Genomic DNA, 25,066 nt, shown 5'->3' with positions numbered 1-25,066 from the left:
GCGCTCTGCGGAGCGCCTTTTTTTTCGCCTGAAGACTGCCAGTTTTGAGCATGAATGTGCCATATTCTGGCATACTTCGGCAGTATGAAGACCGACCTCCTCCAGCAACTGCAAGGCGAACTGCAAGCGCTAGCCAATCCGGAACGCGCAAGCGGGATGCGCGCCTATATGCGCGATCAGTTTGATTATCTCGGCATTCCCACGCCAACGCGCCGTGCAGCAATAAAGCCTCTGCTTAAACCTTTAAAAGGCAGCGGCGCCGACCAGTTAATCGGCTTGGCAGATGAATTATGGGAGCGGCCCGAGCGCGAATACCAATACGCCGCGCTGGATCTGTTGAACATGCATAGCAAAGAGCTGGGCTTTGCGGATATTCCCGCACTGCTTGCGCTCGTGCAGCGAAAATCGTGGTGGGACACCGTGGATGCACTGGCCACGATAATAGGCGACGTATTGCAAGGACAGCACGATTATATGGATGAAGCGCTAGCGCACGATAATTTCTGGATGCGACGGATAGCGCTATTGCATCAACTAGGCTGGCGCGGAAAAACAGACCACGTCCGGCTTTATTCCTATTGCATCGCCCTGGCACAGGAAAAGGAATTCTTTATTCAGAAAGCCATTGGATGGGCTTTGAGGGATTATGCGCGGCACGCGCCGGACGACGTCCGCCAATTCACCCAGCAGAATAAAAGCATCCTGTCCGCCCTCAGCTACCGCGAAGCCAATAAACACCTGTAGACAAATATATGCCCAGGCGCATGGCAGCCATCGCTACGGCAGCACAAACGCCGATCGGACAGTATGCTAATCTGTTCGAATGGACAAGCTATCTACCTCAGCCCGGAGCCCAATTGCGCCAGCCGGCATCACCAGCCCAGCCGAATGGCAAACCCGAATTGACCTCGCCGCCTGCTACCAGCTGTGCGCCCAATTCGGCTGGGACGACGGAATATATACCCACATCTCCGCCGCCGTTCCCGGCGAACCGGGCCGATATTTAATCAACCCTTTCGGATTCCGCTTCGACGAAATCCGCGCCTCGAATCTCGTCAAAGTCGACCAAGACGGCAATATCGTCTGCCGCTCCCAGCACGCCATCAACAAAGCCGGCTTCGCCCTGCACGGCGCCGTCCACGCGGCCCGGCCGGACGCCGCCTGCGTCATGCATCTGCACAACCCCAACGCCATCGCGGTCGGCATGCAAGGCCCCGGCCTGCTGCCGCTGTCGCCCTACGCCCTGCGCTTCCACGGCGAAATGGCCTACCACGACTACGAAGGCCTGGACATGACGGCGGCCGAGCAAGCCCGCCTTACCGCCAGCCTCGCCCAGCACCCTGCCATGCTGCTGCGCAATCACGGCAGCCTCACGGTCGGCCGCACGATAGCCGAAGCCTTCGTGCTGATGCAGACGCTGGACCAGGCCTGCAAGCTGCAGTTGCTGGCCCAATCCGCCTGCATGCCGCTGCGCCAGCCCAGCGAAGCGGTCTGCATCAAGGCGCACCGCGAGCTGGTTGGCGACGGCGCGCCCGAAGGCCGCCTCGAATGGCCCGCTTTGCTGCGCCAGCTCGACGCCGCCAATCCCACCTACCGCACCTGAGGAGCTTTTATGCCCACCATCAACGTCCAACTCTTCGAAGGCCGCACGCCGGAACAGAAGCGCGCCTTCGTCAAAGCCATCACCGAAGCCACCTGCGCCACGCTGGACGCCACGCCCGAATCCGTGGACATCATCCTCCACGAGATCAAGAAAGAGCACTGGGCCACCGCCGGCCGCCTCTGGTCGGAGGAATAAAAAAAGGGGTCAGGGTTAATTAATTTGAAAATATTTCCAAATTAATTAACCCTGACCCCTTTTGAGGTTGGGAACAAGCCGGGCGGAGCCGGCTTTTGGTTTTAGCCGATGAACTTGCGGGCGTTGCGGAACATGCGCATCCATGGGGAGTCTTCGCCCCACGATTCAGGGTGCCACGATTGCTGCACGCTGCGGAATACGCGCTCGGCGTGCGGCATCATTACCGTGAAGCGGCCGTCGGCCGTCGTCACCGAGGTCAGGCCTTGCGGCGAGCCGTTCGGGTTGTACGGGTAGGCTTCGGTGGCGGCGCCCTTGTTGTCGATGAAACGCAGCGCGGCTATGGCTTCGCCGATGTTGCCGGTCTGGGAGAAGTCGGCGTAGCCTTCGCCGTGGGCGATCGCGATAGCAGTTTGCGTGCCAGCCATGCCCTGGAAGAAGATCGACGGCGAGTCCAGCACTTCCACCATCGAGAAGCGTGCTTCGAACTTCTCGGATTTGTTGGTGGTGAACTTCGGCCACGCATGCGCACCTGGGATGATGGATTTCAGGTTGCTCATCATCTGGCAGCCGTTGCATACGCCCAGGCCGAAGGTGTCGCCACGGCCGAAGAAGCGCGCGAACTGCTCCGCCATTGCAGGGTTGAACAGGATGGACTTGGCCCAGCCTTCGCCCGCGCCCAGCACGTCGCCGTAGGAGAAGCCGCCCACGGCGATCACGCCCTGGAAGTCGTCCAGCTTGACACGGCCGGCGATCAGGTCGCTCATGTGCACGTCCACCGCGGCAAAGCCGGCCTGGTGCATGACCCATGCGGTCTCGATATGCGAATTGACGCCCTGCTCGCGCAGGATGGCCACGCGCGGACGCACGCCGGTCGCCAGGAACGGCGCGGCGACGTTCTCGGACGGATCGAAGGTCAGCTTCGGCGTAATGCCTGGGTCCGTCAGGTCCAGCAGGCGGTCGTATTCGGCGTCCGCCGTGGCTGGGTTTTCGCGCATGCGGGAGATGCGCCAGCTGGTGTCGCTCCACAGGCGGTGCAGTTCGAAGCGCGGCTGGTTGTAGATCAGCTTGGCGTCGCGGGTGAATTCGATCACGCCACGGTCGTTCGGCTTGCCGATGATGTGGCTGCAGGCGCCCAGGTTGAACGAGCGCAGCACGTCCATGACCAGCGATTTCTCGTCGGCGCGCACTTGCACCACCGCGCCCAGTTCCTCGTTGAACAGCGCCTTGAGGGTCTGCTCGTTGCGGCGTTCGGCGATCTGGCCGGCCCAGTTCTTGGCGTCGCCCTGGTCGGCGCCGTGGCCTGCGTCCAGCGTCAGGATGTCGAGGTTGATCGACAGGCCGGCGCGGCCGGCGAAGGCCATTTCGGCCAGCGTGCCGAACAGGCCGCCGTCGGAACGGTCGTGGTAGGCCAGCAGCTTGCCGTCCTGGTTCAGTTGCTGGATGGCGGTGAAGAAGGCTTTCAGGTCTTCGGCGCTGTCGACGTCCGGCGCTTCATTGCCCAGCTGGCCCATCACCTGCGCCAGCGCGGAGGCGCCCATGCGGTTCTTGCCGCGGCCCAGGTCGATCAGGATCATGACGGTGTCGCCCGCGTCCGTGCGGATCTGCGGGGTCAGCGACTTGCGCACGTCGTACACCGGCGCGAAGCCGGACACGATCAGCGATACCGGCGACATCACGGCCTTGCTTTCGCCTTCGTCCTTCCAGGTGGTGCGCATGGACAGCGAGTCCTTGCCCACCGGGATGGAGATGCCCAGCGCCGGGCACAGTTCCATGCCCACGGCCTGCACGGTGTCGTACAGGGCGGCGTCCTGGCCCGGCTGGCCGCAGGCAGCCATCCAGTTGGCGGACAGTTTGATGTCTTCGATGGAGAGGATAGGCGCGGCGGCCAGGTTGGTGACGGTCTCGCCCACGGCCATGCGGCCCGAGGCCGGCGCGTTGATCACGGCCAGCGGCGTGCGCTCGCCCATGGCCATCGCTTCGCCCAGGTAGCCTTCGTAGCTCATGGCGGTCACGGCGCAGTCTGCCACCGGCACCTGCCACGGGCCAACCATCTGGTCGCGCACGGACATGCCGCCCACCGTGCGGTCGCCGATGGTGATCAGGAAGGATTTGTCGCCCACGGTAGGCAGCAGCAGCACGCGCTTGGCGGCTTCTTCCAGGCTGATGCCGGTCAGGTCGATGGCCGGGTAGTCGTTCTGCACATGGTGCACGTCGCGCTGCATCTTGGGCGGCTTGCCCAGCAGCACGTCCATCGGCATATCGACAGGGCTGTTGCCCATGTCGTTGTCGATCAGCTTGAGCTGGCGTTCTTCGGTGGCGGTGCCCACCACGGCGAACGGGCAGCGCTCGCGGTCGCACATGGCCTTGAAGGCAGGCAGGTCGTTCGGCGCGATGGCCAGCACGTAGCGTTCCTGCGATTCGTTGGACCAGATCTCTTTCGGCGCCATGCCGGACTCTTCAAGCGGAATCTTGCGCAGGTCAAACAGCGCGCCGCGCTTGGCGTCGTTGGTGATCTCGGGGAAGGCGTTCGACAGGCCGCCCGCGCCCACGTCGTGGATGGAGATAATCGGGTTGTTCGCGCCCAGCTGCCAGCAGCCGTTGATGACTTCCTGCGCGCGGCGTTCCATTTCCGGGTTGCCGCGCTGGACCGAGTCGAAGTCCAGGTCGGCGGTGTTGGTGCCGGTGGCCATCGAGGAAGCGGCCGAGCCGCCCATGCCGATGCGCATGCCGGGACCGCCCAGCTGGATCAGCAGGCTGCCGACAGGAATGTCGTTCTTGTGGGTATGCTGGCCCGAAATGTTGCCGATGCCGCCGGCAATCATGATGGGCTTGTGGTAGCCGTACACGGTGTCCGCCACGCCCGCCACTTGCGCGCCCACGTTCTGTTCGTAGGTACGGAAGTAGCCGCCCAGCACAGGACGGCCGAACTCGTTCGAGAACGCGGCGCCGCCCAGCGGGCCATCGATCATGATCTGCAGCGGCGAGGCGATGCGGTCCGGCTTGCCGTAGGCTTCGGCAGTGCCGCGCTGCGCATACGGCGCGGTGACCGAAGCGGCGTTTTCCCAAGCCTGCACGGCGCCGGGGATCATCAGGTTGGACACGGTGAAGCCGCACAGGCCGGCTTTCGGCTTGGCGCCGCGGCCGGTTGCGCCCTCGTCGCGGATTTCACCGCCGGCGCCGGTGGAGGCGCCAGGGAACGGCGAGATCGCGGTCGGGTGGTTGTGGGTCTCCACCTTCATCAGCGTGTGGGTCAGCTCGGTGGTGGCCGCGTATTCCTGGCCGGCGCCTTGCGGGAAGAAGCGCGAAACCACGGCGCCTTCCATGATGGACGAGTTATCGCTGTAGGCCACGATGGTGCCTTTCGGCTGCTTCTCGTGGGTGTTCTTGATCATCTTGAACAGCGACTTGTCCTTCGCTTCGCCGTCGATGGTCCAGTCGGCGTTGAAGATCTTGTGGCGGCAGTGTTCGCTGTTGGCCTGCGCGAACATCATCAGTTCCACGTCGGTCGGGTTGCGCTTGGCCTTGGTGAAGGCTTCATGCAGGTAGTCCACTTCGTCTTCCGACATGGCCAGGCCGAGGTCGGTATTGGCCTTGTCCAGCGCCTGCTTGCCCGCGCCCAGCACGTCCACCGATTCCAGCGGCTTGGCGTCCAGCGTGCGGAACAGGCCGGCAGCCTCGTCCGCGTGGCGCAGCACCGAATCCGTCATGCGGTCGTGCAGCAGCGCGGCGACGGCCTCGGCCTGCTCGGCCGACATCTTGCCCGCGCCTATGCTGCTGCCCAGGAAACCGGCTTTCAGGTGGATGCGGTAGGCCACGCCGCGCTCGACGCGCTTGATGTTGGCCATGCCGCAGTTGTGCACGATATCGGTGGCTTTCGATGCCCATGGCGAAATGGTGCCGAAACGCGGTATCACGACAAATTCCTCGACCGCGCCGCCGTCGGCCAGATCGGCCTGGGCGGGCTCGCCGTAGGTCAGCAGCCCTTGCAGGCGGCTGGTGTCGTCGCTCGAAAGCGGCGCGGCAGCGTCGATGAAGTGCAGGTGGCGCGCTTGCACGGCCGTAATGGCGGGCAGCACGGCTTGCAGTTGAGTGAGAAGGCGTTGGCTACGGAATGCAGACAGGGCGTTAGAACCCGGCAAAATCAACATGGTTGGGAGGTGGTTGAGCAGCGTGGCTGCGGATTAAAGAAGAAATCTGTGCGGCTAAAATCCTTTGCCCGGCATTATACCCTGTTAGCCCCTCCCCGGGCAGGGTCTGCTAGACAGCTTTGTCCATCGCAGAACGAGGGTGTCGTGCCCTTGATGCAACATTTTTGGCGCTTTTGTGTGTAAACGCGGGCCTGCCAAGGGGAAAAGTGCTGCGATGCACGTAAAATTGCCTATCCTTGGAGTATGCTGGACAAAAAGCCTGCCCGGCCTGAGAGAAAGAAGATGCCAGACTATAGCAACCTGTCGGTACTGATCGTCGACCCCAACCAGGGCATGCGCGCCAGCGTGCACAATATGCTGACCCAGGTGAACATCACCAAGGTGGAACACGCCGTGAGCGCGGGCACCGCGATCCGGGCCTTGAACAAGAAAAATTTCGACGTCATCCTGTGCGAGTACGACCTGGGCAGCGCCGGCGGCAACGAGGCGGGCCAGGACGGCCAGCAGTTGCTGGAGGACTTGCGCCTGCACCGCATCATCAGCCAGTGGGCCATCTTCATCATGCTCACGTCCGAAGGCGTGTACAGCAAGGTGGTCAGCGCCGCCGAACTGCTGCCGACCGACTACATCCTGAAACCGTTCACCGTGGACGTGCTGTCGCAGCGCATCGGCCGCGCCCTGGAGCGCCGCGCCACCTTCCTGCCGGTGTACCAGATGATAGGCCAGGGCAAGGCGCGCGAAGCCATCGCGGCCTGCCTGAGCAATGAGACCTCGCAGCCGCGCTACGCCACAGACTACGCCCGCCTGCGTGCCGAGCTGCTGGTCAACCTGGACCGCCTGCCCGAGGCCGAACAAGCCTACACCGCCATCGTCGCCAGCAAGCCGCTGGGCTGGGCGCAGCTGGGCCGCGCGCGCTGCGCCTTCGCGCTGAAACGCTATCCGGACGCGCAAGCGCAGCTGGAAACCCTGGTGGCGGAAAACCCCAAGCTGATGGCGGCCTACGACCTGCTGGCCCAGGTGCTGCGCGCCCAGCGCAAGGACGAAGAAGCCAAAAAAGTACTGGAAGACGCCATCGCCATCTCGCCCCACATGGTCACGCGCTTGCGCAACCTGGGCGACGTGGCCTACGCCACCGGCGACATCGAAGGCGCCGAAAAGGCCTTCAAGCAGGTGGTGGCCAAGGCCAAATATTCCGAATTCCGCGACCCGGCCGACCATGTGAACCTGGTGCGCACCCTGGTCAAGAAAGGCGACGCCGCCGGCGCTTCCGGCGTGATACGCGACATGGAACGCTCGCTGCGCAGCGGGCCGGACGTGGAAGTCTGCCGCGCCTACTCATCGGCCATGCTGCAGGAGCTGAACGGCAAGCCGGAAGCGGCCGCCGCCGAGCTGGCCAAGGCCATGGCCCTGCTGTCGGAAGCGACCGGCATGTCCAGCAACATCAAGCTGGGACTGGCGCACAGCTGCCTGGTGAACCGCATGGACGAACAGGCGGCCGTGCTGTTCGGCGAGCTCACCAAAGACCCGGACAGCGGCGTGTCCGAAGCCGACGTGGTGGCCCTGTGCAGCCAGGCCGGCCGCGAAGACATCGCGCGCAGCTATGACCAGCAGCTCGACTCCGAGGTGGACGCCATGGTGCGCCAGGCCGCCGAAAAAAGCCGCAACGCCGACCTAGCCGGCGCGGTGGAAGTGCTGCAACTGGCGCTGCGCAAGCGCCCGGACCATAAAGGCCTGTGGACCGTAGCCGCCACCGCCATGCTGCGCCAGATCATGGACCTGGGCTGGGACGCCAACGTTGCCGTGCAATGCACCGGCCTGCTGCGCCGCATCCGCGACGACAATCCAGCCCACCCGCTGCTGCCGGGCCTGATCGCCCAATACACGGCCGTGCGCCAGAAATATGCGCCCCCCGCCGCCACCCCAACCGCGCCCGCCCCCGCGCAGGCCGCCGCCGAGACGCGCTGATGCAGGACTATGCCGAACTGACCGTCCTGCTGGTGGACCCCAATCCGGGCATGCGCGCCAGCCTGCGCAATATGCTGAACCAGTCCGGCATCACCCGCATCGACGACGCGGTCAGCTCCGGCACGGCCATCCGCCAGCTCGGCAAGAAGAATTTCGACCTAGTGCTGTGCGAATACGACCTGGGCAGCGGCAGCGGCGACAACGGCCAGGACGGCCAGCAGCTGCTGGAAGACCTGCGCCTGCACAAGCTGATCGGTCCCTGGACCATCTTCATCATGCTCACCTCGGAAGGCGTGTACGGCAAAGTCGTCAGCGCCGCCGAGCTGCTGCCGGCCGACTACATCCTGAAACCGTTCACGGTGGAAGTGCTGATGCAGCGCATCGCCAAGGCCGTGGGCCGGCGCACCGCCTTCCTGCCGATCTACGAGCACATCGGCCAGGGCAATATACGCGAAGCCATCGCCGCCTCCACCACGGCCGAGGCCAACCATCCGCGCCACGCCACCGACTTCGCCCGCCTGCGCGCCGAGCTGCACTTTGGCGCCGGGCAGCTGGCCGAGGCCGAGCTGGCCTACCACACCATTTTGGCCGGGCGTCCCATAGGCTGGGCACACCTGGGCCTGGCGCGCTGCCAATTCGCCGCCCAGCGCTACGACGACGCCCTGGCCACGCTGGACAAGCTGCTGGCGCAAAATCCCAAATACATGGCCGCCTACGACCTGCTGGCGCGCACCCACGAAGCGCTGGGCCAGGCCGTGCAAGCCAAGAAAGTGCTGGAAGACGCCGTCGCCATTTCACCGCACATGGTGAGCCGCCTGCGCCACCTGGGCACGGTGGCGTATGAGACGGGCGATATCGGCATGGCCGAAAAAGCCTTCAAGCAGGTGGTGGCCAAGGCCAAATACTCCGAGTTCCGCGACCCGGAAGACCACGTCAACCTGGTCAAGACGCTGGTGAAAAAAGGCGACGCCAACCAGGCCAGCGGCGTGATCCGCGACCTGGAACGCTCGCTGCGCGGCAACACCAACACCGAAGCCTGCCGCGCCATCTCGGCCGCCCTGCTGCTCGACCTGAGCGGCAACGACACCGCCGCCGCCAACGAACTCAGCAACGCCGTGGCCGCCGTGGGCCTGGCCAAGGGCCTGTCCAACGGCCTCAAGCTCGGCCTCGTGCAAAGCTGCCTCAAGCACAAGCTGGACAAGGACGCCGCCCATGTCGTCATCGACATGATGGGCGACACCGAAAGCGGCCTGTCGATGGAGCAGGCGGTGGGTGTATTCGAACACGCCGGCCGGCACGACATCGCCCGCAGCATAGGCGAGCAGATCACGCACCAGGTGGAAGAACTGCTGGAAAGCGCCGCCAGCCACCTCGACCAGGGCGACCACCGCGCGGCCGTCACCACGCTGGGCATGGCGCTGCGCAAAAACCCCAGCAACCTGCCGGTGCTGTACGCCACCATCAGCGCCATGCTGCGCCAGCTGGACGAGCTGGGCTGGGAAGCGCCGCTGGCCGAACAGGCAGGCCTCCTGCTCGAACGGCTGCGGCGCATCGACAGCGGCAACCCCGAATTCGACACCCTGCTCCAGCAGCACAGCGCCACCCAGCGCAAATACGGCATCTCCACCACGGCATAGCGCCGGCACACCAAGCAAGGAATTTAGCTGCCGTAGCCGCCGCCGCCGGGGGTTTCGATGATGAAGACGTCGCCCGGCGCCATGTCGGTCTTGCCGATGTGGCCGAGCTGCTCCACGCTGCCGTCCGCGCGCTGGACCAGGTTGCGCCCGACTTCTCCCGGCTGCCCGCCCGCCATGCCGAACGGCGCGTGCAGACGGTTGTTGGACAGGATGGCGGCCGTCATCGCCTCGAGGAAGCGCACCTTGCGCACGCCGCCGTTGCCGCCGTGCCAGCGGCCCGCGCCGCCGGAGCCGGGGCGGATCTCGTAGCTGTCCAGCCGCACGGGGAAGCGGAACTCGAGTATCTCGGGGTCGGTCAAGCGGGAGTTGGTCATATTGGTCTGCACCGCGGACGTGCCGTCGAAGCCCTCGCCTGCTCCCGAGCCGCCGCTGATGGTCTCGTAGTACTGGTAGCGGGCGTTCCCGAAGGTGAAGTTGTTCATCGTGCCCTGCGACGCGGCCAGCACGCCCAGCGCGCCGTACAGGGCGTTGGTGATGCAGGTGGAGGTCTCGACGTTGCCCGATACGACCGACGCCGGGTAGTGCGGATTGAGCATGGAGCCCGGCGGGATCAGCACCCGCAGCGGCTTGAGGCAGCCCGCGTTGAGCGGGATCTCGTCGTCCACCAGCGTGCGGAAGACGTACAGCACCGCCGCCATGCACACGGCGGACGGCGCGTTGAAGTTGTTGTCCAGCTGCGCGGAAGTGCCGGTAAAGTCGATTTCGGCGCTGCGCCCCGCCTGGTCGACGCGCACCGCCACCTGGATTTGCGCGCCGTTGTCCAGCTTGAGCGTGTAGCTGCCGTCGCTCAGTGCGCCGATCACGCGCCGCACCGCTTCCTCGGCGTTGTCCTGCACGTGGCCCATGTAGGCGCGCACCACGTCGAGCCCGAAGTGCGCCACCATCTTGCGCAGCTCGTCCACGCCTTTCTGGTTGGCGGCCACCTGCGCGCGCAGGTCGGCCATGTTCTGGTCGGGATTGCGCGCCGGGTAGGTGGCCGACGCCAGCAGCGCGCGCGTTTCGGCGTCGCGCAGCTGGCCTCCGGCGGCGCCGTCGACCAGCTTGAAGTTGTTGATCAATACGCCCTCTTCCACAATGCTGCGCGAGTCGGGCGGCATGGAGCCGGGCGTGGTGCCGCCTATGTCCGCATGGTGGCCGCGCGAGCCGACATAGAACAGGATCTCGCTTCCCGCTTCGTCGAACACGGGCGAGATCACCGTCACATCCGGCAGGTGGGTGCCGCCGTTGTAGGGATCGTTGAGCATATAGACGTCGCCCGCGTGCATCTTGCCCGCGTTCTCGCGCATCACGGTCTTGATGCTCTCGCCCATGGAACCCAGGTGCACCGGCATGTGCGGCGCGTTGGCGATCAGGTTGCCGTCGGCGTCGAAGATGGCGCAGCTGAAGTCCAGGCGCTCCTTGATGTTGACCGAGTAGGCGGTGTTCTGCAGCCGCAGCCCCATTTGCTCGGCGATGGACATGAACAGGTTGTTGAAGATCTCCAGCATCACCGGGTCCGCCGTGGTGCCGATGGCGCGGCGTTCGGGCAGCGCTTCAACGCGGGTCAGCACGAGATGGTCCTGCGGCGTGACGGCCGCCTCCCAGCCCGGCTCCACCACCGTCGTGGCATTCGCTTCGGCGATGATGGCGGGGCCGTGGATAATGTCGCCAATGCGGGTGTCCTCGCGCTTGTAGAGCGGCGTGTCGCGCCAGGCGCCGGCGGCGAACATGGGGACGGTGGCCGATGGCGCCAGCGTGGCGGCAGCGCGCAGCGCTTGCTGCGGCGCCGCTTCGGCCGGCGCGTCGGATGCGCCTATGGCTTCCACCGACACCGCTTCAACGATCAGCGGCTTGTGCTGCATCAGGAAGGAGAAGCGCTTTTTATAGGCCGCTTCGAACTGCGCCTTCATGCTGTCCACGCTGTCGTGCAGCACGATGAGCGCGGAGTCCGTGCCTTCGTAGCGCAGGTGCACGCGGCGTACCAGCGAGATCCGTCCGGCCGCAACGCCCTGCCGCAGCAGCTCGCCGCGCGCCTCCTCGCCCAGCGCATCCAGCCGCGCCAGCAGGTCTGCTTCGCCGCCGTCGGCCAGCCTGGTTTCGACAGCGGCCTCGCGCATCGCGGTCTGGTCGGCCAGGCCCATGCCGTAGGCAGACAGCACGCCGGCCAGGGAATGGATGAATACTGTTTTCATGCCCAGCGCGTCGGCCACCAGGCAGGCGTGCTGGCCGCCCGCGCCGCCGAAGCTGGTGAGCGTGTATTCGGTCACGTCGTGCCCGCGCTGCACCGAAATCTGCTTGATGGCGTTGGCCATATTGCCGACGGCGATTTCGATAAAGCCCGCCGCCACCTGCTCAGGCGACACCTGCGCCGCACCTGCGCCCGCCGCGTCGTTGATCTCGCCGGCCAGCGCGGCGAAGCGCTCGCGCACGGCGGCGGCGTCCAGCGCCTGCTTGCCGTCCGCTCCGAACAGTTTGGGGAAGTGCTCCGGCTGTATCTTGCCCAGCATGACGTTGCAGTCCGTGACCGCGAGCGGGCCGCCGCGCCGGTAGCTGGCCGGGCCGGGATTGGCGCCCGCGCTGTCCGGCCCCACGCGGAAGCGGCTGCCGTCGAAGTGCAGGATGGAGCCGCCGCCCGCCGCCACCGTGTGGATGCTCATCATCGGCGCGCGCATGCGCACGCCCGCAACCTGGGTTTCGAACACGCGCTCAAAGTCGCCCGAGTAGTGCGAAACGTCGGTCGACGTGCCGCCCATGTCGAAGCCGATAATCCGCTCGAAGCCCGCCAGCCTGCTGGCACGCACCATGCCGACGATGCCGCCCGCCGGGCCGCTCAGTATGCTGTCCTTGCCCTGGAAGGCGCGCGCGTCGGTCAGGCCGCCGTTGGACTGCATGAACTGCAGATTCACGCCAGGCAGCTCGCTCGCCACCTGGTCCACATAGCGCCGCAATATCGGCGACAAGTACGCATCCACCACCGTGGTGTCGCCGCGCGCGACCAGCTTCATCATCGGGCTGACCTGGTGCGATACAGAGACCTGCGTAAAGCCTATCTCCCGCGCGATGGCGGCGACCGCGGCCTCGTGCGCGCTGTAGCGGTAGCCGTGCATGAAAACGATGGCCAGCGAACGCAAGCCCTTGTCGTAAGCCGCTTGCAGTCGGGCGCGCGCGCCGTCCACGTCCAGCGCCTGGACCACGTCTCCGTGCGCGCCCATGCGCTCGCCGATTTCCACCACATGGCTGTACAGCAGTTCCGGCAGCACGATATGGCGGTCAAACAGGCGCGGACGGTTCTGGTAGGCGATGCGCAGCGCGTCGCGGAAGCCGCGCGTAATGGCCAGCGCGGTGGGCTCGCCCTTGCGCTCCAGGAGCGCGTTGGTGGCCACCGTGGTGCCCATCTTCACGGCTTCAATGCTGGTGGCGGGCAATGGCTCGCCTGCAGCCACGCCCAGCAGATGGCGTATGCCTGCAATGGCCGCGTCGCGGTACTGTTCGGGATTCTCGGACAGCAGCTTGTGGGTGCGCAGCCGGCCGTCGGGCATGCGCGCCACGATGTCGGTAAATGTGCCGCCGCGATCTATCCAGAACTGCCAGTCCATATACCACCTCCAGCTATGCGAGAAGCGCTTATTGTAGTGCGCGCGCCGCCGCTTTGGGGGACGATAGGCCCAGACCGGGCCACGGTCCGGAAAATTAACATCAATGCTAGAATGACATCACCCCCACTGCTATGGCTGGCCATGAATCCACTCTACACCGTCGCCGAGATCCGCCTGATAGAACACACCGCCGCGCAACGCCTTCCGCCGGGGGCGCTGATGCAGCGCGCCGGGCAGGCCGGGGCCAATGCGGCGCTGGATCTGCTGCCATTCTCCACCAGCCGCGCACGCGTGCTGGTCCTGGCCGGGCCGGGTAACAACGGCGGCGACGCGCTCGAGGCGGCGGCCCACCTGGCCTATGCCGGTGCCCAGGTCACCATCCTGCATATCGACAGCGGCGCGCCCTCCTCGCCCGAGCGCGGGCACGCGCTGCAAAGGGCGCGCAGCAGCGCGGCGGTCTTTGCGGAACTGAACCTGGAGGCCATCGCCGGCATTGAATGGAACCTGGTGGTGGACGGCCTGTTCGGCATCGGCCTGAAACGCCCACTGGAAGGCCAGCTGCGCGAACTGGTGGAAGCGGTGAACGCCATGCCCTGCTCGCGGCTGGCGCTGGACGTGCCGAGCGGCCTGGATGCGGACACCGGCGCCATCGTCGGAGTCGATGGCGTCGCGGTGCACGCCACGCACACGGTCACCTTCATTGGCGACAAGCCCGGCCTGCACACCTGCGATGGCCGCGACCATGCGGGCCTGGTGCAGATTGCGCGGCTCGATATCGAGTCCGCCGCATTTCAGCCCTCGCGCCAGCATCTCAACGATGTGAAATTTTTCGCGCGCCATCTACGCGGGCGGCGGCACAACACGCACAAAGGCAGCTACGGCAGCGTGGCGGTGCTGGGCGGCGCCAGCGGCATGGCCGGTGCGCCGATACTGGCCGCGCGCGCAGCGCTGCTGACCGGCGCGGGGCGGGTCTATGCCTGCTTTGCGGATCAGGCGCCCGCATACGACAGCGCTTATCCGGAGCTGATGTGCCGCCAGGCTGCCGGTTTCGACTTCGACGCGGCCACCGTGGTGGCAGGCCCCGGCCTGGGCGCGGAGCGCCGCGCGCACGAGCTGCTGGCGCAGGCCATCGGCAGCGCCAGCCCGCTGGTGCTGGATGCCGATGCGCTCAACCTGCTGGCTGCGGACCCGCCGCTGCAGGCGGCGCTGGCCGAGCGCGCAAGCGCTGCCGCTGCGGCGGGCCGCACCGTGCTGACCCCGCATCCGCTGGAGGCGGCGCGCATGCTGGGCATCTCCGTGTCCGAGGTGCAGGCCGACCGGCCTGCGGCCGCGCGCACGCTGGCTGCGCGCACGCGGGCGGTGGTGGTACTGAAAGGCTCAGGCACCGTGCTGGCCGAGCCGCAAGGCCATGTGGTCATCAACACCACTGGCAATCCCTCGCTGGCCACGGCGGGCACCGGCGACGTGCTGGCGGGCCTGTGCGGCAGCCTGCTGGCGCAGGGCTGGCCCGCGTGGGAAGCCGCGCTGGCTGCAGTCTGGCTGCACGGCATGGCGGCGGACGTGATGGTAACCGAGGGCATGGGGCCGATCGGCCTGACTGCGGGCGAGCTGATACCGGCCATCCGCACCGCGCTGAACCGCATGGTGCAGCACCACGGGCGCGGAATCTAGACGAGACTAGACGATGCGCCCGGCCGCGATCGTGATAACGCGGCCGCAGCGGGCCGCTATCGACGGATCGTGCGTCACCAGCACCAGCGTGGAGCCGTGTTCACGGTTCAGCTCAAACATCAGCTGGATGACCGCCTCGCCGGTGGCCGCGTCCAGCGAGCCGGTGGGCTCGTCTGCAAACAGCAGCGGCGGTTCGCCGACAAAAGCCCGCGCCAGCGCCACGCGCTGCTGCTCGCCGCCGGACAGATACTTGGGATAGTGCTTCAAGCGGCTGGACAGCCCCACCCGGCCCAGCATCGCCTCGGCCTTGGCGCGCGCATCCGCATCGCCCGCCAGTTCCAGCGGCAGCATCACATTCTCCACCGCCGTCAGGTGCGCCAGCAGCTGGAAGGACTGGAACACAAAACCCAGCTTCTCCTTGCGCACGGCGGCGCGGCCGTCCTCGTCCAGCGCATAGATATCGCTGCCGTCCAGGTGCACGCTGCCGGTGCTGGGCGAGTCCAGCCCGGCCAGCAAGCCCAGCAAAGTCGACTTGCCCGAACCGGAAGCCCCAACGATGGCAAGCGTCTCGGCCTTTTGCACGGTAAAATCCACGCTGTGCAGGATGGTCAGCTCGCCGCTGGCATCGGCCACGCGCTTGCTCAGCCCCGCCACCACGATGGCCGCCTGGGCGGGCACGCTGGCCTGCACCTTGCCGCCGCCCGACATGGACGGTGAATCCGGAATGAAATTGCTGGACGCTTTAGGAAATTCAGGCATGGTCTTCTTGAAAAAAATACGTGAGGCTTTGTGGCTGCCGGTGGTGGCGCTGTTCTTGTTCAGCGCCGCCGCGAACGCCTATTCTGCACCAAAAACCATACTGGTGGTAGGCGACAGCTTGTCCGCCGAATACGGCCTGGCGCGCGGCGCCGGCTGGGTGGCGCTGCTGGAGCAAAAGCTGCAGGCCCAGAAGATAGACGCGCGCATCGTCAACGCCAGCGTAAGCGGCGAGACCACCAGCGGCGGCCGCACCCGCCTGCCCGCGCTGCTGAGCAAGCACCAGCCATCCATCGTGGTGATCGAACTGGGCGCCAACGACGGCCTGCGCGGCCTGCCCGTGCCGGCGGCGGAAGCCAACCTGCGCGCCATGGTCAAGGACGCGCGTGGCGCCGGCGCGCAGGTGCTGCTGGTGGGCATGCGCATGCCGCCCAACTACGGCCGCGACTACGCCGACAAATTCTTCGCCATGTTCGGCCTGCTGAGCAAGGACGTGAAAGCCCCGCTGGCCCCCTTCATGCTCGACGGCGTGGCCGACAAGAGCGAACTGTTCCAGCCCGACCGCCTGCACCCGCTGGCGGCCGCGCACCCCATCATCCTGGGCAATATCTGGCCGCATTTGCAGCCGCTGCTGAAAGCGAAATAAACACACAATGAAATACCCTGAAATCCTGCGCTTCGCCGACCTCGCCCACCGCCTGGACCAGTTCGACGCCATCATCGACGCGCGCAGCCCGTCCGAATACGCGCTCGACCACCTGCCCGGCGCCATCAACTGCCCGGTGCTGGACGACGAAGAGCGCATCCAGGTCGGCACCACGTACAAGCAAGTCAGCTCCTTCGAAGCGCGCAAAATGGGCGCCGCCATGGTGGCCCGCAACATCAGCAAGCATATCGACGCGCTCTGGCTGGACAAGCCGCGCGAATGGACGCCGCTGGTGTACTGCTGGCGCGGCGGCAACCGCAGCGGCTCGCTGGCCCACATCCTGGCCAAGATAGGCTGGCCGGTGGTGCAGCTGGAAGGCGGCTACAAGGACTTCCGCCAGTACGTCAGCACCGCGCTGGAGCAGCCGCCCGCGTTGGACTACCGCGTGGTGTGCGGCACCACCGGCAGCGGCAAGAGCCGCCTGCTGCAGACGCTGGACGCGATAGGCGCGCAAGTGCTGGACCTGGAACAGCTGGCCGCCCACCGCGGCTCCGTGCTGGGCGGCCTGCCCAGCCAGCCGCAGCCCTCGCAGAAAGCCTTCGAGACCGCCATCTGGGAGCGGCTGCACCGCTTCGACCCGGCCAAGCCGGTCTTCGTGGAATCCGAAAGCAAGAAAGTCGGCGCGCTGCGCGTGCCGGGTGCGCTGATGGAGCAGATCCGCGCCGCCGGCTGCATCTCGCTGCAGCTGTCGCGCGCGCACCGCGTGCAGCTGCTGATGGAAGACTACCAGCACTACATCCAGGACGCCGGCCCGCTCAACGAGCAGCTGGGCTACCTGGCGACCTTGCACGGCCGTGAAAAGATCAGCAACTGGCAAGCCCTGGCCAGCGCAGGCCGCATGGCCGAGCTGGTGGACGCCCTGCTGGCCGAGCACTACGACCCCGCCTACACCCGCTCCATCGCCCGCAACTTCCCCCGCATCGCCGACGCCCTGGTGCTCGAGCTCCCCGGCATCGCCCCGGACGACCTGCTCGCCGCCGCCCGCCAGCTCCACCCCGCCGGATAGTTTCCAAACCTCAAAAAAGCAAAAAAAGGGTCAGGGTTAATTATTTAAATAATTAACCCTGACCCCTTTTTGGGTCTTTTTACGTCATGGCAATAAAAAATGCCGCCCGGGGGCGGCATCTGGTTTATTTGGCCTCGTCGGTTTTTGCCGTCTCGGCCTTGGCCAGGATCTTGACCTTGGATTTTTGCTTGATCGCGTCAATGTAGGCTGCCATCTCTTGCTCGGCGACGATGCTGGTGATCTGCTCCTGCTCGCTCTTGCGGCGCGCTTCGTCTTGTGCGGCGGGCTGCTGCACTTTTCCGATGCGGTAGACGCCGTAGCCTGCGCCCGGCACGTCCACGCCCACGTAGGCCGGCAGCTTGCTGGTGTCGGCCTTCATCACTTCGGCCAGCACCACAGGGCTCAGGCCCTTGCCGTCGGCGCGCGAGACGATCTGCGCAGGGCCGTAGCCTTCGGCACTGCCGCTGGCTTTGGCGGCGGCCATCTTGGCTTCGCCTTCCTTGTGCGCCAGCTTGACGGCTTCTTCGGCCGTCACGCGCTGGCGGATGGCTGCGTCGACTTCAGCCAGCGGGCGCTTGGCCGCAGGCTTGAATTCGACGATGCGGCCAGCGACCAGCGTTGCCGGCGCCACTTCCACCGCTTCGGTGTTGCGCTTGTTTTTCAGCGATTCGGACGAGAACAGCGCGGTCAGGAACTTGGCGTTGTTGTACGGCGCCGTGCCCAGTGCCGGCGATGGGTTGCGCGTGATGTGCTCGGCGGTTTCCACTTTCAGCTTGAGCTTGTCGGCGGCCGGTTTCAGGCTGTCGGACTGCTCGTACACGGTGTTGGTGAAGGACTCGGCCATTTCCGAGTACTGCTTGCCGGCTTTCTGCTTTTTCAGGTCGGCGGCAATGCTGTCTTTCACTTCATCCAGCGGCTTGGTGGCGACCGGCTTGAGCGCGGTGATGGTGATGACGTGGTAGCCGAACTCGGTTTCCACAGGACCGGCGATCTCGCCCTGCTTCATGCTGAAGGCTTTGTCTTCCAGCGCTTTCGGCAGCGAGCCTTTTTCCAGTTCGTTCAGGTCGCCGCCCTGCTCGGCCGACGATGGATCCTGCGACTTGGCCTTGGCGATCTTGGCGAAGTCGGCCGGGTTCTTTTTCACGTCGGCCAGGATGGCTTCGGCTTTGGCTTTGGCGGCTGCCTTGTCGGCGGCGCTGGCGTCCTTGCCCACGGTGACCAGGATGTGGCTGGCGCGGCGCGATTCGGCGCTGCTGAAGCGGGCCTTGTTGGCTTCGTAGTAGGCTGCCACTTCGGCGTCGCTGACGGTGACCTGGTCGGCCACGGCGGCGGCGCTGAACACCACGTATTCGATCTTGGCCTGCTCAGGCACTTCGAACAGCTTGCTGTTCTTGTCGTAGAAGGCTTTCACCATCTCGTCGGTGACTTTGACTTGCGCCAGGTATTGCGCGGCCGGGAACAGCTGTTCCTGCACTTCGCGTTCCTGGGCGCCGAAATCGGAGATCTGCTTGGCGACGGCGCGCGGCACGATGCCGGTTTCCTGCACGGCGCCCAGCAGCTGCTGCATGGACATCTCGCGGCGGCGCTGGGCGTCGTACGCGGCCGGCGACAGGCCTTGCGCGGCCAGCAGCGCCTTGTAGCGCTCCATGTCGAAGCTGCCGTCTTCCTTGCGCAGGGCCGGGTTTTCCAGGTTCTGCTTCTGCAGCACGCTATCGGCCACGGTCAGGTGGCTGCGCACCATTTCGGCGGCGATGGCGCGCTCGGCCACCAGGCGCTCGAGCACGTTCTGTTTGAACTCGGGGGTGTCGATCAGCTTCTGGTCGAACTGCGCGCCCATACGCTGGCGCAGGCTGTCGAGCTGGCTGCGCTGCGCGGACTCCCATTCCTGGCGGCTAATCGACTGGTCGCCGACCTTGGCCACGATATTGGCCTGGTCGCCGGAGTTGTTGTAGCCGGCCACGCCGACGAACACAAACGACGGCACGATCAGGAGCGCCAGTAAAATCTGCATCAGCTTTTGATGCGTGCGTATAAATTCAAACATGGTCCGCCAATTCTTAGAGAGGAAATATTCCGTCGCGATTTTACAGCGCCGTGCCGCTCTATAGCAAGGCACAGTTTTGAGAAAACGGCAAGCATGGCAAAAATGAAAAAGCCCCTGCAACTTTTCAGCTGCAGGGGCTTCCATATTCTTGGCGGAGCGGACGGGACTCGAACCCGCGACCCCCGGCGTGACAGGCCGGTATTCTAACCAACTGAACTACCGCTCCTGGTCAGATGTTTATGTGTATTTGTTGGCGGAGCGGACGGGACTCGAACCCGCGACCCCCGGCGTGACAGGCCGGTATTCTAACCAACTGAACTACCGCTCCAGCAAATACAGGTACAGCATCACTGTTACTGCGCTTGGCTTGACTGGTGGGCGCTGAGAGGCTCGAACTCCCGACCTAAGCCTTGTAAGGGCTCCGCTCTACCAACTGAGCTAAGCGCCCAATCAAACCGCTCCAGTGAGCCAGCGGCTCACCGAAGTCCGTTAGTTTACTGCATCCTTCAAAGCTTTGCCAGCTTTAAATTTAGGAACTTTAGCTGCTTCGATCACGATTTCTTCTTTCGTGCGCGGATTGCGGCCGGTGCGAGCAGCGCGTTCGCTCACGGAGAAAGTGCCAAAGCCGACCAGGGTGACGCTGTCGTTCTTGGCCAGAGTAGTAGTTACGCCATCGATCACCGCATCCAGTGCGCGCGCAGCAGCCGCTTTCGAGATGTCAGCGGAAGTGGCAATATGGTCGATCAATTCAGTCTTGTTCACAAGCTTCCCCGTCACAAAGGTTTATATCGTTTATACCGTTTTTATACGGCAGAGAAAATCTCAGGCCGTATTAAACAAGCCGTGCAACCTTGTGTCAAGGGAAACACAGTACAAAACCACAGCAAAAGTTAAAACAGGCGCTTAAAAAGCGCCTGTTTGTGGTTGAAGGGACAATTAATGCGAGCTGTCCCGGCGGTTCTGCTTAGTGTTTGACCACTTCGCCCTGACCGTCAACTTTCGCCGCCGCAGCCGCCACCGCCTCTACCGGCGGGGTTTCCACGATGGCTTGCGGCTGGCGCTCGAGTGCGATTTCCAGCACTTTGTCGATCCAGCGCACCGGCACGATTTCCAGCTTGTTTTTCACATTGTCCGGAATTTCGGCCAGGTCCTTCACGTTCTGCTCGGGGATCAGCACCGTCTTGATGCCGCCGCGATGCGCCGCCAGCAGCTTCTCTTTCAGGCCGCCGATCGGCAGCACTTCGCCGCGCAGCGTGATCTCGCCCGTCATCGCCACGTCTGCGCGCACCGGGATACCGGTGAACACGGACACCAGCGCGGTCGTCATCGCGATGCCGGCCGAAGGACCGTCTTTCGGCGTGGCGCCTTCAGGAACGTGGATGTGGATGTCGCTCTTTTCAAACACCTCGGATTTGATGCCGAGGCGGTTGGCGCGGCTGCGCACGACGGTGCGCGCCGCTTCGATCGATTCCTTCATCACGTCGCCCAAGGTGCCGGTGCGGATCACGCCGCCCTTGCCCGGCATGGTCACGGCTTCGATGGTCAGCAGATCGCCGCCCACTTCGGTCCATGCCAGACCGACCACCTGGCCCACCTGGTTTTCCTTCTCGGCCACGCCGAAGTCGTAGCGGCGCACGCCCAGGAACTTGTCCAGGTTTTTCGGCGTCACGGCGACCTTCTTCTCGGTCTTCTTCAGCAGCAGCATCTTCACTACCTTGCGGCAGATCTTGGACACTTCGCGTTCCAGCGAGCGCACGCCGGCTTCGCGGGTGTAGTAGCGGATGATGTCGCGCAGCGCGGCTTCCGATACCGAGATCTCTTCTTCCTTCAGACCGTTGTTCTTGATCTGTTTCGGCAGCAGGTAGCGCTGCGAGATATTGGTTTTCTCGTCTTCCGTGTAGCCCGACAGGCGTATCACTTCCATGCGGTCCAGCAGGGCCGGAGGGATGTTGTACGAGTTCGAGGTCGCCACGAACATCACGTCGCTCAGGTCGAAGTCCACTTCGATGTAGTGGTCCGAGAAAGTGTGGTTCTGCTCAGGGTCCAGCACCTCCAGCAGGGCCGACGACGGATCGCCGCGGAAGTCCGCGCCCATCTTGTCGATTTCGTCCAGCAGGAACAGCGGATTGCGCACGCCCACTTTCGCCAGCGACTGCAGCACCTTGCCCGGCATGGAGCCGATGTAGGTACGGCGGTGGCCGCGGATCTCGGCTTCGTCGCGCACGCCGCCCAGTGCCATGCGCACGAACTTGCGGTTCGTGGCGCGGGCGATGGACTGGCCCAGCGAGGTCTTGCCCACGCCCGGAGGACCAACGAAGCACAGGATAGGCGCTTTCAGCTTGTCGACGCGCTGCTGCACCGCGAGGTATTCCAGGATGCGTTCTTTGACCTTGTCCAGGCCATAGTGGTCGCCCTCGAGCACTTTCTCGGCGTTCGCCAGGTCGTTGTTGACCTTGGATTTCTTCTTCCAGGGCAGGCCGACCAGGGTGTCGATGTAGTTGCGCACCACGGTGGCTTCGGCCGACATCGGCGACATCAGCTTGAGCTTTTTCAGCTCGGCGTTGGCCTTGTCCAGTGCCTCTTTCGGCATCTTGGCGGCAGCCACTTTCTTTTCCAGCTCGTCCAGGTCCGCGCCGTCTTCGCCCTCGCCCAGTTCCTTCTGGATGGCTTTGACCTGCTCGTTCAGGTAGTACTCGCGCTGCGACTTCTCCATCTGGCGCTTGACGCGGCCACGGATGCGCTTTTCCACCTGCAGGATATCGAGCTCGCCTTCCAGCTGGCCGAGCAGGTGCTCCAGGCGCTTGGCGACGTTGAAGATCTCCAGGATCACCTGCTTCTGCTCAAGCTTCAGCGGCAGGTGGGCAGCCACGGTGTCGGCCAGGCGGCCGGCGTCGTCGATGCCGGACAGCGAAGCCAGGATCTCCGGTGGAATCTTTTTGTTCAGTTTGACGTACTGGTCGAACTGCTGGACGATGGCGCGGCGCATCGCTTCGATTTCCGAATCGTCGCCCACCTCGGAATCGAGCGGGGTCAGGTCGGCCACGAAGTGCGTCGGCGCGTCGGTGATTTTGTTGATACGGGCGCGCTGGGCGCCCTCGACCAGCACCTTGACGGTGCCGTCCGGCAGTTTCAGCATCTGCAGGATGTTGGCCACGCAACCGATTTCATAAATGTCGGAAGCAGAAGGTTCGTCCTTGGCGGCAGCTTTCTGGGCGGCGAGCATGATGCTCTTGCCCTGCTCCATCGCGGCTTCCAGCGCCTTGATCGACTTGGGGCGACCTACAAACAGCGGTATCACCATATGCGGGAAAACTACAACATCCCGCAGCGGCAATAACGGCAGTTGAGTTTGCTCAGTTAATTTGGAAGTTGTCATGGCGTACCTTATGTGAAAGCGTGTTGCAGATATTGGCGCAAAGATGCCAAATCACAAGACCCGGCAGATAATAATTCTTAACAATTCAGTTGAGAATCCTGCCGTGCTATAAAAATATGCAAACTCAAATAAAAAAGCCACGCGCGACGCAGGCATCGCGTGTGGCTTTCCGAATGAAGCCTGCATTCTCTTATTGATTTAAATTGTACCGCCTTGCCCCATGGATGCAAAACGAATTTTGCGCATGTGTGCAGTACTTATTTAATTTTCACCAGAGGCTTTTGGGCTTTCCTGATAAATGAGCAAGGGTTTCGCGCCGCTGGTGATGGTATTTTCATCAATCACCACTTTGCTTACATTCTGCTCATTTGGCAGTTCATACATCACGTCCAGCAATGCGTGTTCCAGGATGGAGCGCAGGCCGCGCGCGCCGGTCTTGCGGGCCAGCGCCTTCTTGGCGATGGCGTGCAATGCGGCCGGGCGGATCTCCAGCTCGGAGCCTTCCATGTCCAGCAGCTTGCTGTACTGCTTGACCAGGGCGTTCTTCGGCTCGACCAGGATCTGGATCAGCGCTTCCTCGGTCAGCTCGGCCAGCGTGGCCACCACGGGCAGACGGCCCACCAGCTCGGGGATCAGGCCGAACTTGATCAGGTCTTCCGGTTCCGCTTCCATCAGGATCTCGGAGGCAGCGCGCTGCTCCTTGCTCTTGACGGTGGCCGAGAAGCCGATGCCGCTCTTCTCCGAACGGTTGGAGATGATCTTGGCCAGGCCGTCGAAGGCGCCGCCGCAGATGAACATGATGTTGGTGGTGTCGATCTGCACGAAATCCTGGTTCGGGTGCTTGCGGCCGCCCTGCGGAGGCACCGAGGCCATGGTGCCCTCGATCAGCTTGAGCAGCGCCTGCTGCACGCCCTCGCCCGACACGTCGCGCGTGATGGACGGGTTGTCGGACTTGCGCGAAATCTTGTCGATCTCGTCGATGTAGACGATGCCGCGCTGCGCCTTTTCCACATCGTAGTTGCAGCTTTGCAGCAGCTTCTGGATGATGTTCTCGACGTCTTCGCCCACGTAGCCGGCTTCGGTCAGGGTGGTGGCGTCGGCGATCACGAAAGGCACGTTGAGCATGCGGGCCAGGGTCTGCGCCAGCAGGGTCTTGCCCGAGCCGGTAGGACCGACCAGCAAGATGTTGCTCTTGGCCAGTTCGATGTCATCCTTCTTGCCCAGGTGCTTAAGACGCTTGTAATGGTTGTACACCGCAACCGACAGGATGCGCTTGGCGGTCTGCTGGCCGATGACGTACTGGTCCAGCAATTCCTTGATTTCGTGCGGGGTCGGCAGGTCGGACTTGGCGCCGGTGACCGACTCGATGCTGGACGTCTCGTCACGGATGATGTCGTTGCACAAGTCGATGCATTCGTCGCAGATGAAGACGGACGGGCCGGCGATCAGCTTCTTGACCTCGTGCTGGCTCTTGCCGCAGAACGAGCAGTAGAGGAGTTTTTCGCCGCTGGAGGATTTTTTCTCGGACATGGGACTTGTTTAAGTAGTTGCAATATTGGTGCTGCTGCATGCCGCGAAGCAAACTCTGCGGCGGCGTACATAGCACATGCTACCTGAAATAAAAAAGAAACGCCCGGAACGTTGTAGCGTCCGGGCGTCTTTTTTGGTTCTCAGCGCTGAGGACGCATTAGCCGCGGCTGGTCAACACTTTGTCGATCAGGCCGTATTCGGTGGCCTCCTCGGCGGACAGGAATCGGTCGCGGTCGGTGTCCTTGGCGATCTGTTCCACCGTCTGGCCGGTGCGTTCGGCCATGATCGAGTTCAGGCGATGGCGCAGGTAGAGGATTTCCTTGGCCTGGATTTCGATGTCCGAAGCCATGCCCTGCGAGCCGCCCGAAGGCTGGTGAATCATGATGCGCGAGTTAGGCAGCGAGAAACGCTTGCCCTTCGCGCCTGCCGCCAGCAGGAAGGCGCCCATCGACGCCGCCATGCCGGTGCACAGGGTGGACACGTCCGGCTTGATGAACTGCATCGTGTCGTAGATCGCCAGGCCGGCCGAAACCGAACCGCCAGGAGAGTTGATGTAGAGCGAGATATCCTTGTCCGGATTTTCGCTTTCCAGGAACAGCAGCTGGGCAACGATCAGATTGGCCATCTGGTCGTTGACGGGACCTACCATGAAAATCACGCGCTCCTTCAGCAGGCGCGAGTAAATATCATACGAGCGCTCGCCTCGGCCGCTTTGTTCAATCACCATCGGCACCAGGCCGAGCATTTCGGTGTCGAGTGCCGGATTACGGTTCATCATGCTTTATTCCTTTGAT

General features: G+C 64.0%; 16 protein-coding genes and 3 tRNA genes. 8 read left to right on the top strand and 11 right to left on the bottom strand.

The features are described from left to right. The first annotated feature begins 54 nt into the window (after positions 1-54). The 3 genes from KT882_RS16100 (at position 55) to KT882_RS16090 (ending at position 1,798) form a co-directional block, all read left to right on the top strand. Positions 55-744, top strand: a complete 690-nt coding sequence (locus KT882_RS16100; protein ID WP_228892489.1) for a DNA alkylation repair protein — start codon at positions 55-57, stop codon at positions 742-744. A gap of 79 nt (positions 745-823) precedes the next feature. Continuing rightward, positions 824-1,603: a class II aldolase/adducin family protein gene (locus KT882_RS16095; protein ID WP_228892488.1), complete on the top strand. Its 780-nt coding sequence runs from the start codon at positions 824-826 to the stop codon at positions 1,601-1,603. Between the two features lie 9 nt (positions 1,604-1,612). Continuing rightward, positions 1,613-1,798, top strand: coding sequence for a 4-oxalocrotonate tautomerase (locus tag KT882_RS16090; protein ID WP_161073459.1), 186 nt, complete (start codon positions 1,613-1,615; stop codon positions 1,796-1,798). Between the two features lie 101 nt (positions 1,799-1,899). Here the strand turns inward: KT882_RS16090 and purL are convergent, their stop codons facing one another. Further along, positions 1,900-5,946, bottom strand: coding sequence for a phosphoribosylformylglycinamidine synthase (gene purL / locus KT882_RS16085; RefSeq protein WP_228892487.1), 4,047 nt, complete (start codon positions 5,944-5,946; stop codon positions 1,900-1,902). 282 nt (positions 5,947-6,228) lie between these two features. Between purL and KT882_RS16080 the strand changes: the two genes are divergently transcribed. Further along, complete coding sequence (locus KT882_RS16080; protein WP_228892486.1) at positions 6,229-7,911, top strand: response regulator; 1,683 nt, start codon at positions 6,229-6,231, stop codon at positions 7,909-7,911. Continuing rightward, positions 7,911-9,548 (top strand): tetratricopeptide repeat protein, encoded by a 1,638-nt coding sequence (locus KT882_RS16075; protein WP_228892485.1) that lies wholly within the window; start codon positions 7,911-7,913, stop codon positions 9,546-9,548. The genes KT882_RS16080 and KT882_RS16075 overlap by 1 nt, the downstream gene beginning before the upstream one ends. Positions 9,549-9,571: 23 nt before the next feature. Here KT882_RS16075 and KT882_RS16070 read toward each other — a convergent pair whose 3' ends face one another. Beyond that, on the bottom strand, positions 9,572-13,183 hold the full coding sequence (locus KT882_RS16070; protein WP_228892484.1) for a hydantoinase B/oxoprolinase family protein: 3,612 nt from the start codon (positions 13,181-13,183) through the stop codon (positions 9,572-9,574). Positions 13,184-13,324: 141 nt separating this feature from the next. Here KT882_RS16070 and KT882_RS16065 point away from each other — a divergent pair, with 141 nt between their 5' ends. Next, entirely contained in the window at positions 13,325-14,854 is a 1,530-nt protein-coding gene (locus KT882_RS16065) for an NAD(P)H-hydrate dehydratase (protein WP_228892483.1), read from the top strand. Positions 14,855-14,860: 6 nt separating this feature from the next. Here the strand turns inward: KT882_RS16065 and KT882_RS16060 are convergent, their stop codons facing one another. Then, positions 14,861-15,562 carry an ABC transporter ATP-binding protein gene (locus tag KT882_RS16060; RefSeq protein WP_187358755.1) on the bottom strand — a complete coding sequence of 234 codons (702 nt, stop codon included), beginning with the start codon at positions 15,560-15,562 and terminating at the stop codon, positions 14,861-14,863. A gap of 49 nt (positions 15,563-15,611) precedes the next feature. Between KT882_RS16060 and KT882_RS16055 the strand changes: the two genes are divergently transcribed. Continuing rightward, entirely contained in the window at positions 15,612-16,256 is a 645-nt protein-coding gene (locus tag KT882_RS16055) for an arylesterase (protein ID WP_228892482.1), read from the top strand. Between the two features lie 7 nt (positions 16,257-16,263). After that, positions 16,264-17,322: a tRNA 2-selenouridine(34) synthase MnmH gene (gene mnmH, locus KT882_RS16050; RefSeq protein ID WP_161073453.1), complete on the top strand. Its 1,059-nt coding sequence runs from the start codon at positions 16,264-16,266 to the stop codon at positions 17,320-17,322. A gap of 124 nt (positions 17,323-17,446) precedes the next feature. Here the strand turns inward: mnmH and KT882_RS16045 are convergent, their stop codons facing one another. The 8 genes from KT882_RS16045 to clpP form a co-directional block, all read right to left on the bottom strand. After that, positions 17,447-19,366 carry a SurA N-terminal domain-containing protein gene (locus tag KT882_RS16045; protein ID WP_161073452.1) on the bottom strand — a complete coding sequence of 640 codons (1,920 nt, stop codon included), beginning with the start codon at positions 19,364-19,366 and terminating at the stop codon, positions 17,447-17,449. 149 nt (positions 19,367-19,515) lie between these two features. Further along, positions 19,516-19,592, bottom strand: a tRNA-Asp gene (locus KT882_RS16040). Positions 19,593-19,617: 25 nt separating this feature from the next. After that, a tRNA-Asp gene (locus tag KT882_RS16035) sits at positions 19,618-19,694 on the bottom strand. Between the two features lie 44 nt (positions 19,695-19,738). Next, positions 19,739-19,814 (bottom strand) — tRNA-Val (locus KT882_RS16030). Between the two features lie 41 nt (positions 19,815-19,855). After that, positions 19,856-20,143, bottom strand: a complete 288-nt coding sequence (locus tag KT882_RS16025; RefSeq protein WP_321170254.1) for an HU family DNA-binding protein — start codon at positions 20,141-20,143, stop codon at positions 19,856-19,858. 187 nt (positions 20,144-20,330) lie between these two features. Then, the gene (gene lon, locus KT882_RS16020) at positions 20,331-22,742 is read right to left on the bottom strand and encodes an endopeptidase La (RefSeq protein WP_228892480.1); all 2,412 of its coding nucleotides are present in this window, start codon (positions 22,740-22,742) and stop codon (positions 20,331-20,333) included. Between the two features lie 261 nt (positions 22,743-23,003). After that, positions 23,004-24,272: an ATP-dependent Clp protease ATP-binding subunit ClpX gene (gene clpX / locus KT882_RS16015; RefSeq protein WP_057156650.1), complete on the bottom strand. Its 1,269-nt coding sequence runs from the start codon at positions 24,270-24,272 to the stop codon at positions 23,004-23,006. Between the two features lie 157 nt (positions 24,273-24,429). Continuing rightward, positions 24,430-25,047, bottom strand: coding sequence for an ATP-dependent Clp endopeptidase proteolytic subunit ClpP (clpP, locus tag KT882_RS16010; protein ID WP_161073499.1), 618 nt, complete (start codon positions 25,045-25,047; stop codon positions 24,430-24,432). Between the last annotated feature and the right edge of the window lie 19 nt (positions 25,048-25,066).

Origin of the sequence: Pseudoduganella aquatica (genome assembly GCF_020865585.1) — a bacterium.
GTDB lineage: Bacteria > Pseudomonadota > Gammaproteobacteria > Burkholderiales > Burkholderiaceae_D > Rugamonas > Rugamonas aquatica_A.
This window is presented reverse-complemented; position numbering and strand designations above follow the sequence as displayed.

What these genes read in the sequence shown, in the direction of transcription:
- KT882_RS16095 (WP_228892488.1), top strand. Translation starts at nt 824, where the DNA reads ATGGACAAGCTATCTACCTCAGCCCGGAGCCCAATTGCGCCAGCCGGC.
- KT882_RS16100 (WP_228892489.1), top strand. Translation starts at nt 55, where the DNA reads ATGTGCCATATTCTGGCATACTTCGGCAGTATGAAGACCGACCTCCTC.
- KT882_RS16080 (WP_228892486.1), top strand. Translation starts at nt 6,229, where the DNA reads ATGCCAGACTATAGCAACCTGTCGGTACTGATCGTCGACCCCAACCAG.
- mnmH (WP_161073453.1), top strand. Translation starts at nt 16,264, where the DNA reads ATGAAATACCCTGAAATCCTGCGCTTCGCCGACCTCGCCCACCGCCTG.
- KT882_RS16070 (WP_228892484.1), bottom strand. Translation starts at nt 13,183, where the DNA reads ATGGACTGGCAGTTCTGGATAGATCGCGGCGGCACATTTACCGACATC.
- KT882_RS16090 (WP_161073459.1), top strand. Translation starts at nt 1,613, where the DNA reads ATGCCCACCATCAACGTCCAACTCTTCGAAGGCCGCACGCCGGAACAG.
- KT882_RS16055 (WP_228892482.1), top strand. Translation starts at nt 15,612, where the DNA reads ATGGTCTTCTTGAAAAAAATACGTGAGGCTTTGTGGCTGCCGGTGGTG.
- clpX (WP_057156650.1), bottom strand. Translation starts at nt 24,272, where the DNA reads ATGTCCGAGAAAAAATCCTCCAGCGGCGAAAAACTCCTCTACTGCTCG.
- clpP (WP_161073499.1), bottom strand. Translation starts at nt 25,047, where the DNA reads ATGAACCGTAATCCGGCACTCGACACCGAAATGCTCGGCCTGGTGCCG.
- KT882_RS16060 (WP_187358755.1), bottom strand. Translation starts at nt 15,562, where the DNA reads ATGTCGGGCGGCGGCAAGGTGCAGGCCAGCGTGCCCGCCCAGGCGGCC.
- purL (WP_228892487.1), bottom strand. Translation starts at nt 5,946, where the DNA reads ATGTTGATTTTGCCGGGTTCTAACGCCCTGTCTGCATTCCGTAGCCAA.
- lon (WP_228892480.1), bottom strand. Translation starts at nt 22,742, where the DNA reads ATGACAACTTCCAAATTAACTGAGCAAACTCAACTGCCGTTATTGCCG.
- KT882_RS16045 (WP_161073452.1), bottom strand. Translation starts at nt 19,366, where the DNA reads ATGTTTGAATTTATACGCACGCATCAAAAGCTGATGCAGATTTTACTG.
- KT882_RS16065 (WP_228892483.1), top strand. Translation starts at nt 13,325, where the DNA reads ATGAATCCACTCTACACCGTCGCCGAGATCCGCCTGATAGAACACACC.
- KT882_RS16075 (WP_228892485.1), top strand. Translation starts at nt 7,911, where the DNA reads ATGCAGGACTATGCCGAACTGACCGTCCTGCTGGTGGACCCCAATCCG.